The organism is Nocardiopsis sp. NPDC058789 (genome assembly GCF_042745575.1).
GTDB lineage: Bacteria > Actinomycetota > Actinomycetes > Streptosporangiales > Streptosporangiaceae > Nocardiopsis > Nocardiopsis eucommiae.
Genome location: NZ_JBHYOW010000029.1, coordinates 1 through 11,881 on the forward strand (window position 1 = coordinate 1; position 11,881 = coordinate 11,881).

At 71.2% G+C, this 11,881-nt stretch carries 9 protein-coding genes; 5 read left to right on the forward strand and 4 right to left on the reverse strand.

Annotation, left to right across the window (positions count from 1 at the left end):
- Nucleotides 1–207 precede the first annotated feature (207 nt).
- Nucleotides 208–1,722 carry an Asp-tRNA(Asn)/Glu-tRNA(Gln) amidotransferase subunit GatB gene (gene gatB / locus ACFW3L_RS25790; RefSeq protein ID WP_378748124.1) on the reverse strand — a complete coding sequence of 505 codons (1,515 nt, stop codon included), beginning with the start codon at nt 1,720–1,722 and terminating at the stop codon, nt 208–210.
- A 247-nt stretch (nt 1,723–1,969) separates the two neighbouring features.
- Here gatB and ACFW3L_RS25795 point away from each other — a divergent pair, with 247 nt between their 5' ends.
- From ACFW3L_RS25795 to ACFW3L_RS25815, 5 genes are all read left to right on the forward strand, one after another.
- Entirely contained in the window at nt 1,970–3,136 is a 1,167-nt protein-coding gene (locus tag ACFW3L_RS25795; RefSeq protein ID WP_378748128.1) for a thioester domain-containing protein, read from the forward strand.
- 406 nt (nt 3,137–3,542) lie between these two features.
- The gene (locus tag ACFW3L_RS25800; RefSeq protein WP_378748132.1) at nt 3,543–4,742 is read left to right on the forward strand and encodes a thioester domain-containing protein; all 1,200 of its coding nucleotides are present in this window, start codon (nt 3,543–3,545) and stop codon (nt 4,740–4,742) included.
- 363 nt (nt 4,743–5,105) lie between these two features.
- Entirely contained in the window at nt 5,106–6,338 is a 1,233-nt protein-coding gene (locus ACFW3L_RS25805) for a Cys-Gln thioester bond-forming surface protein (RefSeq protein WP_378748136.1), read from the forward strand.
- Nucleotides 6,339–6,624: 286 nt separating this feature from the next.
- On the forward strand, nt 6,625–7,791 hold the full coding sequence (locus ACFW3L_RS25810; RefSeq protein ID WP_378748139.1) for a thioester domain-containing protein: 1,167 nt from the start codon (nt 6,625–6,627) through the stop codon (nt 7,789–7,791).
- Between the two features lie 148 nt (nt 7,792–7,939).
- Nucleotides 7,940–8,752, forward strand: coding sequence for a nucleotidyltransferase domain-containing protein (locus ACFW3L_RS25815; protein ID WP_378748143.1), 813 nt, complete (start codon nt 7,940–7,942; stop codon nt 8,750–8,752).
- 51 nt (nt 8,753–8,803) lie between these two features.
- On the opposite strand, the gene gatA is transcribed toward ACFW3L_RS25815, so the two are convergent.
- The 3 genes from gatA to ACFW3L_RS25830 form a co-directional block, all read right to left on the reverse strand.
- The gene (gene gatA, locus ACFW3L_RS25820) at nt 8,804–10,300 is read right to left on the reverse strand and encodes an Asp-tRNA(Asn)/Glu-tRNA(Gln) amidotransferase subunit GatA (RefSeq protein ID WP_378748152.1); all 1,497 of its coding nucleotides are present in this window, start codon (nt 10,298–10,300) and stop codon (nt 8,804–8,806) included.
- Entirely contained in the window at nt 10,301–10,600 is a 300-nt protein-coding gene (gene gatC / locus ACFW3L_RS25825) for an Asp-tRNA(Asn)/Glu-tRNA(Gln) amidotransferase subunit GatC (protein ID WP_378748157.1), read from the reverse strand.
- A gap of 80 nt (nt 10,601–10,680) precedes the next feature.
- Nucleotides 10,681–11,760 carry a PQQ-binding-like beta-propeller repeat protein gene (locus ACFW3L_RS25830; protein ID WP_378748160.1) on the reverse strand — a complete coding sequence of 360 codons (1,080 nt, stop codon included), beginning with the start codon at nt 11,758–11,760 and terminating at the stop codon, nt 10,681–10,683.
- Nucleotides 11,761–11,881: the final 121 nt, after the last annotated feature.

The window sequence follows — 11,881 nt, forward strand, 5'->3', positions numbered from 1 at the left end:
GACGCCCACCATACCTCGAACACCCCCGCGGGGGGGGGGGGGGGCCCCCCCCCCCCCCCCCCGGGGGGGGGGGGGGGCGGCCCCCCCCCCCCCCCCCCGCCGCTCACGCACCGGGCAACGAACCGGGTCCGGCGGCGGTTCCGCACGCCAGGACCGAAGGGAGGAGCCCTACCTCACACCCGCCCGAGGGGCGGAGCCGCCCGCCTCCTACTGCGCGGAAAGCCTTTCCAGGATGAGCTCCCGCGCACGACCGGCGTCAGCCTGGCCCCGGGTGGCCTTCATGACGGCGCCCACCAGGGCACCGGCGGCGGCCACCTTGCCCCCCCGCACCTTGTCGGCCGCGTCGGCGTTGTTGGCGATCGCCTCGTCGACGGCCGCGCCCAGGGCGCCGTCGTCGCTGACGACCTTGAGACCACGGGACTCGACGACGGCGTCGGGCTCACCCTCACCGGCGAGAACACCCTCGACGACCTGGCGTGCCAGCTTGTTGGTCAGCGTGCCCTCCGCGACGAGCGCGATGACCCGGGCGACCTGCGCCGGGGTGATCGGCAGGGAGGAGAGCTCGACCTCCTGCTCGGTGGCACGGCGGGAGAGCTCGTTCAGCCACAGTTTGCGCGCCTCGGCCGAGGGCGCGCCCTCGGTCACGGTCGCCTCCACCAGGCCGATGGCGTCGGCGTTGACCAGGTCGCGCAGCTCGGTGTCGGACAGGTTCCACTCGGCCGTGACCCGGGCCCGCTGGGCGGCGGGCAGCTCGGGCAGGGTCGCCCGCAGCTCCTCGATCCACGCCTCGGACGGGGCGACCGGGACGAGGTCGGGGTCCGGGAAGTAGCGGTAGTCCTGCGCCTCCTCCTTGGAGCGGCCGGAGGTGCTGCGGCCGAGGTGCTCCTGGAAGTGGCGGGTCTCCTGCACGACCCGCTCCCCGGCGTCGAGGACACCGGCCTGGCGCTCGATCTCCGAACGGACGGCCCGCTCGACGGAGCGCAGGGAGTTGACGTTCTTGGTCTCGCTGCGGGTGCCCCACTCGTCGGCGCCGCGCTCGTTGATCGAGACGTTCACGTCACAGCGCATGGAGCCCTCCTCCATGCGCACGTCGGAGATGCCGAGCGAACGGACCAGGTCGCGCAGTTCGGCGGCGTAGGCGCGGGCCACCAGCGGGGCGAGCTCACCGGTACCGGTGATCGGCTTGGTGACGATCTCCAACAGCGGGATCCCGGCGCGGTTGTAGTCGACGTTGGAGTGGCTGGCGCCGTGGATGCGGCCGGTGGAGCCACCGACGTGCGAGGACTTGCCGGTGTCCTCCTCCATGTGGACGCGCTCGATCTCCACGCGGAACACGCGCGGCCCCTCGGGGGTGTCGACCGTGACGTCGAGGTGCCCGTCCACGCAGATCGGCTCGTCGTACTGCGAGATCTGGTAGTTCTTCGGCATGTCCGGGTAGAAGTAGTTCTTCCGGGCGAACCGGCCCCACGGGGCGATCGAGCAGTCGAGCGCCAGGCCGAGCCGGATCGCGCCCTCGACGGCCTTCTCGTTGACCACCGGCAGGGAGCCGGGGAAGGCGAGGCAGACCGGGCACACCTGGGTGTTGGGCTCGGCGCCGAACGCGGTGGGGCAGGGGCAGAACATCTTCGAGGCGGTACCCAGCTCGATGTGGGTCTCCAGGCCGAGCACGGGTTCGTACGTGTTCAGCGCCTGTTCAAAGCTGGGAGTCACCGCGTGGGCCATCGCCGCAAACCCGTTTCAGTAGAGGACATACCTTCCAGGTCAGCCTACCGAGGCTGAGAGGTCCGGCGGTCCCGTCCCCGAACGGGGTGCGGCCGACGCATGTCACGGCAAGCACACGATTGGGTCGCTGTGGAGACGATCTCCGCGGTGACGGAGGCCCGGGCCGTTAGTCTTGATTGCCCAGGAACACGATTTCGCCGGCAGGGGCCCTCGCCCCTTCCGCCCGTCCCAACAGGAGCGCCCGAGCATGTCCGGCATCCTGCTTCGGTGCGCCGCGCTGCTTTCCGCCTCCGCGCTGATCGGCACCCTGACCACCGCCCCCGTGGCGGCCGACGACTTCTCCCGTCTCGACCGAGACCCGGTCGCGGGCCTGCCCGTCGTGCTCACTGACGGCGACGAGGTGGACACGGCGCTGTTCAGCCTGCGCGTGGCCGACGAGGACTCGGTGCGCGCCTACGCGCTGGTCGTGGACGAGGAGGTGCGGCCGCGCACCGCCTACGTGGAGTCGGCGTGGGCGGACCGCCCGGAGTGGACCGGAACCACCGGGGCCCCGGCCCCCGCCAACCGGGCCAACTGGGTGGTGAGCAACTCCTACCCGAACGTGGCCCTGCCCTTGCTCGGCGCCGCCTCGGGGGTGCTGTTCCTGGAGGAGGCGCACGCCATCGCGGCGACCCAGGCGGCCCTGTGGAACGTGCTGGACGGGGTGGAGCCGGACCCGGAGGCCAACCACCCGGACGTCACCGCGCTCTACACGTACCTCGTGGAGGGGAGTCTGGACGCCGGCGGCGGGACCACGGCCCGTTCCGTGGAGGTCTCGCCCGCCCAGGTCGAGGAGGTCTCCCCGGAGGATCCGCTGGGCCCCCTTACCGTCTCCAGCGCGGGAGAGGGGCCGGTGCGGCTCTCGCTGCGCGGCGCCCCGGCGTCGTGGCTGGTCGACGCGGCGGGCCGGGAGATCTCGCAGGCCCACGACGGCGACGAGCTGTTCCTCGACGTGGACCCGTCCGTTCCGGCGGGGGTGGCCACCCTCCACATGCGCGGCGACGAGGTCCCGTTGGAGGAGGGGCGCCTGTTCACCGGCCGCGAGGGAGTGCGGACCCAACCGCTCATCACCGCGGAACCGGGTTCGGCGACCAGCTCGACCAGTGCGACGTTCACCTGGCGCGGCGAGGAGCCGCAGGAGCGGACCGAGGAGCCCGAGCCCGAGACGGCGGAACCCGAGGCCCCGGAGGTCCGGGAGGCGCCCTCCCCGGAGCCCGTGCCGGAGGAGACCCCGACGGCCGTGGCGCAGCACCGGAACACCGAGGACGGGCTGGCGCTCACCGGCACGTGGCTGTCCGGTCTGCTGGTGATCGCCGGAGCACTGGTCGTGTCCGGCCTGCTCATCCTGGTTCTGGGCAGAAAGCGACGCGACTGAGAACCGGGGAACTGCTCCCTCTCCGAACTGACGTTCCCTAACACCGGGACATAATGGGGGTTCACCCCCTTGGGAATTCTCCCCCGGCCGCTATTCGTCACATTTTCAGTGAAGCGGGTTGGAAGTGGGGAACCCGATCGCTAGTATCGGGCGGGCGGTCGCCGTTTTCATGGCGCACGCGGCCCGATCTCCCGCGTGGGCGAGCCCGATCAAAGGACAGCCCCCGGCCAGAACGGCCACCGCGCCCCTGTCCCCGACACGGTGCGACACCCACAGGGGGCGCACCCAGCGGCCCTCCCCCATCGACGAGGGCTCCCATCCGTGGCGACCGCACCCTCCGCACACGGCTCCCCATCGACCTGGGCGGATTCCATCCGGTTACCCCTAGCAGACACCGGGACACAACTTGAGTAACTTCTCCCTCCCCCGTACCGCCGGACGCGCTGGTCTCGCCGCCACCGCCGCGGCGTTCCTCGCCCTCGGTCTGGCCGCCCCCGCCGCCGCCGACGAGGTGGAGACCTACGAGGGTTCCCTCGAAGGCCGGTACACCGGCAACGCCGAGAACGGCCCGAACGTCCACATGAACGGCGAGGAGGTCCGGCCCAGCCTCTTCAACCTGGAGCTGACCGACGGCAGCGTCCTCACGACGTACTGCATCGACTTCCGCACCCAGATCGTCGGCGGCGCCGAGTACAAGGAGGACGACTGGGCCAACTACCCCGGCGAGGGCTCCTTCGCGCAGCCCGGCAAGGTCCTGTGGATCCTCCAGAACTCCTACCCCCGGACCGACGCCGCCGCCCTCGGTGAGGCCGCCGGTGTCGAGGGCCTGAGCAACGGTGACGCCCTCGCGGCCACCCAGGCCGCCATCTGGCACTTCAGCAACGACCTGGACCTCAGCGAGGGCAACAGCGAGGCCGTCGAGAAGGTCTACGCCTACCTCGTGGAGAACGCCGAGGACACCGAGCGGGAGCCCGGCGCCGCGCTGAGCGTCACCCCGTCCTCCGCCGAGGGCAAGGCCGGTGAGACCGTCGGTGAGTTCGTCATCGAGACCAACGCCACCGAGATCCCCGTGGACCTGAGCGCGCCCGAGGGCGTCCAACTGGTCGACGTGGAGTCCGGCGAGGCCGTCACCACCGTCGAGAACGGCGACAAGGTCGGCTTCTCGGTCCCCGAGGACGCCGAGGACGGCGAGGCGTCCTTCAGCCTGGAGGCCACCTCCACCGTGGAGACCGGGCGTCTCTTCCAGGGCAAGGACCCGAAGAAGCCCACCCAGACGCTGATCACCGTCGACGGTGAGCCCACCACCGCCACGGCCTCCGCCTCCGCCTCCTGGACCAAGGCCGAGACCCCGGTCCCGCCGACCGAGGAGCCCAGCGAGACCCCCTCCCCCAGTGAGGAGCCCTCCGAGCCCGCCGAGAAGCCGAGCGAGCCGGCCGAGGAGAAGCCGACCCCGCCCAAGGAGGACGACAAGCCGACCCTGCCGGTGACCGGTGGCGCGCTCACGGGTCTGGTCGCGGCCGGCGTGGCCGCCCTGGGTGCCGGCGGTGCCGCCCTCTACCTGAGCCGCAAGCGCAAGGCGGCCACCGGTGAGGACACCGACGCCTAGGGGACTCGTCCCCTGAGCCCGCTCCCCCGACCGGGTCGAGGTTCCGGACACCGGAGCCCGCACCGGTCGAGGCTCGGACCGCGCGAGGGCCCGTCCACGTGAGAGATCACGGGGGCGGGCCCTCCGTCTTTCCTGGAGAAGGCGCAGTTCAGACCAGTGGCGCCGAGAAATCCCCCCGGTTCGGCTTGGACGTACCCCAACAGATCGCTAATATCGGACAGGCACAAACTTTCTTTCCCCTGTGCCTCCGGGCTCTCTCGCAGCCCGAAGCCGCTCCGGCCCCTCCCGGACGCCCCTCTTCCTCCCCCCGCTGCCGCACGCCCCCGGGGCCGCGCGGCGCGGCACCTCATGACAGGACACGACGTGAAGCACTCCCCCAACCTCCGGAGCACCGGTCGCGCGGGTCTGGCGGTCTCCGCCGCGGCGCTGCTGACCTTCGGCCTGGCCGCTCCGGCCGCCGCGGAGCCCGTGGAGACCTACGAGGGCGCCGTGCGCGCCCAGTACGTGGACAACCACCAGTCCGGCGACACCGTCACCATGAGCGGCGACAGGATCGGCACCAACCTCTTCCGGCTCCGGCTGGAGGACGGCAGCGAGCTGATCTCCTACTGCATCGACATCGAGACGGGCATCCGTTCGAACGCGTGGTACAAGGAGGACAGCTGGGCCAACTACCCGGGCAAGGGATCCTTCTCCGAGCCCGGCAAGGTCCACTGGATCCTCCAGCAGGGTTACCCGTCGGTGAGCGCCCAGGAGCTGGCCGAGGCCTCCGACGCCAACGCCGCCCGGGTCACCGAGTCCGAGGCGCTGGCCGCCACCCAGGCCGCCATCTGGCACTACAGCAACGGCGCCACCCTCGACCGCGGCCCGGGCAACGTCAAGGCGATCTACGACTACCTGGTCGACAACGCCGAGGAGCTGCCCCAGGAGCCCGCGCCGACCCTGAGCGTGACCCCGGGCAGCGCCGCCGGGAAGGCCGGTGAGACCGTCGGCGAGTTCGTCATCTCGACCAACGCCGAGAGCGTCCCCGTCGACCTGACCGCCCCCGAGGGCGTCGAACTGGTGGACCTCGCGAGCGGCCAGCCGGTCGGCGAGACCCTCTCCGACGGCGACAAGGTCGGCTTCTCCGTCCCCGCCGACTCCGACGCGGGCCAGGCGTCCTTCAGCCTGGAGGCCAACGCCACCATCAAGCAGGGCCGCCTGTTCAAGGGCGAGGACCCCAACAAGGCGACCCAGACCCTGATCACCGCCGAGGACAGCGACGTCACCGTCAACGCCGCCGCCTCCGCCGAGTGGTCCGAGGCCGACCAGCCCACCCCGACCCCGGAGCCGTCCGAGGAGCCCTCGACGTCCCCGGAGCCGACCCCGGAGCCGACCGACGAGCCGGAGCCCAAGCCCACCCCGAGCGAGTCCCCCTCCGAGGACGACAAGCCCGCCCCGGGCAAGGAGGACGACAAGCCGACCCTGCCCGTCACCGGTGGCGCGCTGCTCGGCCTCGTGGCCGCCGGTGTGGCCGCCCTGGGTGCCGGTGGCGGTGCCCTCTACCTCAGCCGCAAGCGCCGGAGCAACGGCGCCGACGCTGACACCGACGCGTAGGTAGCACGCCCTCCCGGGCCCGCCCCGCGATCCACTCGCGGGGCGGGCCCTTTGTCATGCGCGGACAAAACCACGGCCCCTTTTCTGACACCGCACGCACAATACGGCGGATGGTTTACATGGGATCCCGCACTTGGCTGATATCGGCCAGAACAATGGGCTTCGTTGTGAGGGTCACGCGTCCTGTGAAAACCTCGTCCGACGGACGCACCACCCCCCAAAAGCCCTCTTCACCACCTGAATCGCGCTGTTTACCGCCACCGGGCGAAACACCTCAGGAAGAGAAGTGACGCACGTGTCCCTCCGTGGTCGTACCCCCCTCGCCGCCGTGACCTCGGCCCTGCTCGTGGTCGGCCTCGCGGTGCCCGCGACGGCCGAACCCGCCCCCTACCAGGGGTCGGTGCGCGGCCAGTACACGGGCGTCGCGGAGCACGGGCACGCGGTCACCATGCGGGGCGAGCCCTTCACCACGACGGCCACCTTCGACCTGCGCCTCGACGACGGCGCGCAGACGCTCACCACGTACTGCATCGACTTCCGCACCGGACTGGTCGAGGAGGCCTGGTACCGCGAGGACCAGTGGGAGAGCTACCCGGGGCAGGGGGACTTCGCCGAACCCGGCAGGGTGAACTGGATCCTGCGGAACTCCTACCCGGTGGTCGGGGTCGGCCAGCTGGAGGAGCGGGCCGGGATGGCACGTCTGACCGAGTCCGAGGCGCTCACCGCGACCCAGGCGGCGATCTGGCACTTCAGCAACGGACTGGACCTCGAACGGGTGGAGCGGAGCCCCGAACTCGACGGCAACGTCAACGCGGGCAACGTCACCCACCTGTACGAGCACCTGGTGGACGGCGCCGAGGAACTGGCCAACGAACCGGGTTCCGCGCTCACCGTCACCCCGGGCCGGGGTTCGGGACTGGCCGGTGAGGAGATCGGCCCGTTCACCGTCGAGACCAGCGCCGAGAACGTCCCCGTGCGCCTGGAGGCGCCCGACGGCGTGAAGCTGGTCGACGCCGGGACCGGCCGGAGCCTCGACGAGGTCGGCAGCGGCGACACCGTGGCCTTCTCCGTCCCGGCCGAAGCCGAGCCGGGCGAGGCCACCCTCGTGCTGGAGACCACCGCCTCCGTGGAGATCGGCCGCCTGTTCAAGGGCGAGGACCCCGACGAGCCCACGCAGACGCTCATCACGGCCCAGGACAGCGAGATCGTCGTCTCCGAGTCCGCCACGGTGGCCTGGGACGCGGCGGGCGGCACCCCGCCGGTGGTCGAACCCACCGACGCGCCCAGCGCCTCCCCCGCCGCGGACCGGGCCGCCGCGCCCGAACGGGAGGGCCTGGCCGTCACCGGAGGCGCGGTGGTCGCCCTGGTCGCCGCCGCGCTGGTCGCGGTCGCCGGTGGCGGCGCCGCCCTGTACCTCGCCCGGCGCCGCCGGTCCACCGGGCAGCGGCCCTAGAATGGTCACCATGTGCGCGATCGCGGTCACCGAGCGCCGTCCCTCCTAGGGACGGCGGAACCCTCGTGAGGAGGTCCGCCGCCCGAACGGTTCCCACCCGGGCGGCGTCCTCGTGCTGCCCGGAACACCCCGAGACGACGGAGTATCCGTGCACGACCAGCACCGCACCCCACCCACCGCCCTGACCCAGCGCGTCGAGCGCCTGCGCGAGGTGGCACTGGCCGAACCTCGCGTGGAGGCGGTCCTGCTCTACGGGTCCTGGAGCACCGGTGAGGCCGACGCCCTCTCCGACCTGGACGCCTACGTGTACCTCGCGGAGGACCTCGACGGCCGGGAGTTCGTCTCCCGCGTCGCCCCGGTCCGACTCGCCTACACCAACCTCTTCGGGATCCTCGCGGTGGTCTTCGACGACCTCATGCGCGGCGAGTTCCACTTCGATCCGGGATCGGCGATCGCGGAGATCGCCACCTGGAAGGGCATGATCCACCTGCCCGACCCGGACGCCGCCGTGCTGGTGGACCGCACCGGACGCCTCACCGAGGCCGTGCGCCCCCTCGCCGGGTTCGTGGCACCCGACCCGGCGCCGACCGCCGAGCAGCTCATGGGAGAGCTGGCCAACTGGACGCTGATGACCGCCCACGTGCTGGCCCGCGGCGAGGCCGCCCGCGCCCACGCGGCGCTGGCCACGATGGTCTCCCCTCACCAGCTCAAGCTGGTGCGGCTGCTGCGCGGCTCCACCGCGCACTGGCTCACACCCAGCCGGGCCCTGGAGGCGGACCTGCCCGGCCGGGACGTGGCGCGCCACACCGCAACGACGGGGAGCGCCGAACCGGCGGAGGTCCGCCGGGCGCTGGAGGACAGTTGGACGTGGAGCCGTGAGCTGTCCCGCGAGGCCGCCGATCGGTGGGGCGTCGACCTCCCCGAGGACCTGCACGAGGACATCGCGAAGCTGATCGGCTGACACGCGGACGCCCTCCGCTCCCCCGTGGGGAGCGGAGGGCGTCGTACGAAGCTAGGAGACCGCGTAGGGGCTGCGCGCGATCAGCGCGCCGTCCCGCTCGGTCAGGGCGCGCTCGACGGCGGCCGCGACCCGGTAGGTGCGGTCGTCGGCCAGCGGCGGGGCCATGATCTGGAAGCCGACCGGGAGGTCGTCCTCCGGGGCCAGACCGCACGGCACCGACAGCGACGCGTTCCCGGCCAGGTTGGACGGGATCGTGCACAGGTCGGCCAGGTACATGGCCATCGGGTCCTCGGCGCGCTCACCGATCGGGAACGCCGTGGTCGGGGTGGTCGGGGAGACCAGCACGTCCACGTTCTCGAAGGCGGCGTCGAAGTCGCGCTTGATCAGCGTGCGCACCTGCTGGGCGCTGCCGTAGTAGGCGTCGTAGTAGCCGCTGGACAGCGCGTAGGTGCCCAGCATGATCCGGCGCTTGACCTCGGGGCCGAAGCCCTGCGCGCGGGTCAGCGACATGACCTCCTCGGCGCTGCGTGTGCCGTCGTCACCGACCCGCAGGCCGTACCGCATCGCGTCGAAGCGGGCCAGGTTCGAGGAGGCCTCGCTGGGAGCGATGAGGTAGTAGGCCGACAGGGCGGCGTCGAAGCTCGGGCAGGACACCTCGACGACCTTGGCGCCCAGGGACTCCAGCAGCTCCACGGTCTCGCGGAAGCGCTGGCGGACACCGGGCTGGAAGCCGTCGTTGTCCAGCTCCTTGACCACGCCGACGCGCAGGCCCTCGACGTCGCCCATCCGGGCGGCGTCGGCCACCGGCGGCACGGGGGCGTCGATCGAGGTGGAGTCGCGGGGGTCGTGGCCGGAGAAGGCCTCCTGGAGCAGGGCGGCGTCCAGCACGTTGCGCGCGAACGGGCCCGGGGTGTCCAGGGACGAGGCGAAGGCGATCATTCCGTACCGGGAGGAGCCGCCGTAGGTGGGCTTGCCGCCGACCAGGCCGCACACGGCGGCGGGCTGGCGGATGGAGCCGCCGGTGTCGGTGCCGGTGGCCAGCGGAGCCTCGAAGGCGGCGACGGCCGCGGAGGAACCACCGGAGGAGCCGCCGGGGATACGGTCGGTGTCCCACGGGTTGCGGGTGATCTGGTAGGCCGAGTTCTCCGTGGAGGACCCCATGGCGAACTCGTCCATGTTGGTCTTGCCGAGGATGACCAGACCGGCCTCGCGCAGGCGCTCGGTGACGGTGGCGTCGTAGGGGGGCTGCCAGCCCTCCAGGATCTTCGACGCGGCCGTGGTGGGCATGTCCTTGGTGGTGAACACGTCCTTGTGCGCGACCGGCACGCCCGCGAGGGGGCCGAGGTCGGCACCGGCGGAACGCCTGGCGTCCACGTCGCGGGCCTGGGCGAGCGCGGTCTCCCGGCGCACGTGCAGGAAGGCGTTGATGTCGCCGTCGACCGACTCGATCCGGTCGAGGTAGGCGGTGGTGGCCTCCTCCGAGGAGACCTCACCGGCCTTGATGGCCGCGCCGAGGTCGGCGGCGCTGAGCCCGATGACGTCGCTCATCTACTCTTCCTCCCCAAGGATGCGCGGCACCCGGAAGCGCTGCTCCTCCACCGCGGGGGCTCCGGCCAGGGCCTGCTCGGGGGTGAGACCGGTCCGGGCCTCGTCGGGGCGGTAGACGTTGGTCAGCGGCAGGGCGTGCGAGCTCGGCGGGATGTCGCCCTGGGCGACCTCCTGCACCTTGGCCACGGCGGTGAGGATGTCACCGAGCTGGGCGGCGAGCGTGTCGAGCTCGCTCTCGTCGAGCGCCAGCCGCGACAACCGGGCGAGGTGCGCGACCTCATCACGGGTGATGGCGGTCATCAGGTGAGAACCGTTTCTTCGGCGGACGGGTGATCAGGACAATCCTATTGTCCCGCCGCCGGTCCCGGTGCCGCTCTCCCTCACCTGAGGCCCATCACACCGGCCCGGCCGTCGGCCACGTACGCGACGGCCACCGCCCCGGGAACGCTGATCGCGTTGACTATCGAGAGACCCACCGCGTCTTCCCATGTCAGCACTGCGGTGTCCTCGAACCCCTCGAAGCGGGCGAATCCCTCGGGTACCGAGGCGTTCTCCATCCAGCTCTCCAGGTGGAGCACCCCGCCCTGCAGACCCACCCGGTGGCCGTCCTGCACAATGTCCTCGTTCATCGACACGAGGCCACGCTCCGACTCCCGATCGACGTTCCCCGCAAGGTCCTCGATCCGATACGCACCGCTCTCGGTGTCCCAGACACCCAACCGGGTCCCGTCCTGTGAACTCCAGAGGAGACGGCCCGTGTCCAGGTGCGTCGCCTCCCTCCTCCCGATGTCCAGGATGGAGTCACCCAGGCCTCCGGAACGGAAGTGGATGCCCACGAGTCCCCCCGGGCGTGGGCTGACAGTGCGTTCCAGGGATTCGAGGGGCATACGGCCGACGGAGTGTTCCGTCCGCCAGAGTTCCTCGCCCGTTTCCGGGGAAAGGCCGACCAGCTCGGAGGAGAAGTCCTGGCCCAAAGTGGAAGCCACGCTCTCTTCGCCCTCGGGTTGTTCGAAGCAGGTGGTGGCCGCGACCACCACGTCCGTCCGCACCGTCAGGCTGTCCACCCGACCGACGTCGGAACAACTCGGCACGTTCGAAACGGTCCACAGCGACTCCCCTGTGGAGAGGTCATAGGAGCTGACCGAGTCCTCCCAACGCACGGTCCAGGTCTCCCCCGAGACGCCGCGCAAAGCGGATTCCAGAGGGAACGGTTCGTGCTCACGTGTGTACTCGACACCGGACAGATCAGACTCGAACTCGTGGGCAACACGTCCGGTGGCCGCCTCCATCAGAGTGGTTCGCGACGCGTCCTTGTCATACAGGACGACATGTTCTCCGCTGTCCGTCACCTCACTCACCAATGACCGTCCTCGGTCTCTGTATGACCAGAGCTCCTCACCTGACTCCCCTGAAAGGGCGTGTACCCCGTCCGCAGTGAGCACGGCGACGCCCTCGTCCATTTCACGGATACGGACGTCACGACGATCCCCAGGGGACTCCCAGGTCCAGGCGATCTGACTGACCGACGACCGGTACCCCGGGGGCTCACCAGGCTCACGAGTGCTGTGCACAGGACCCAAC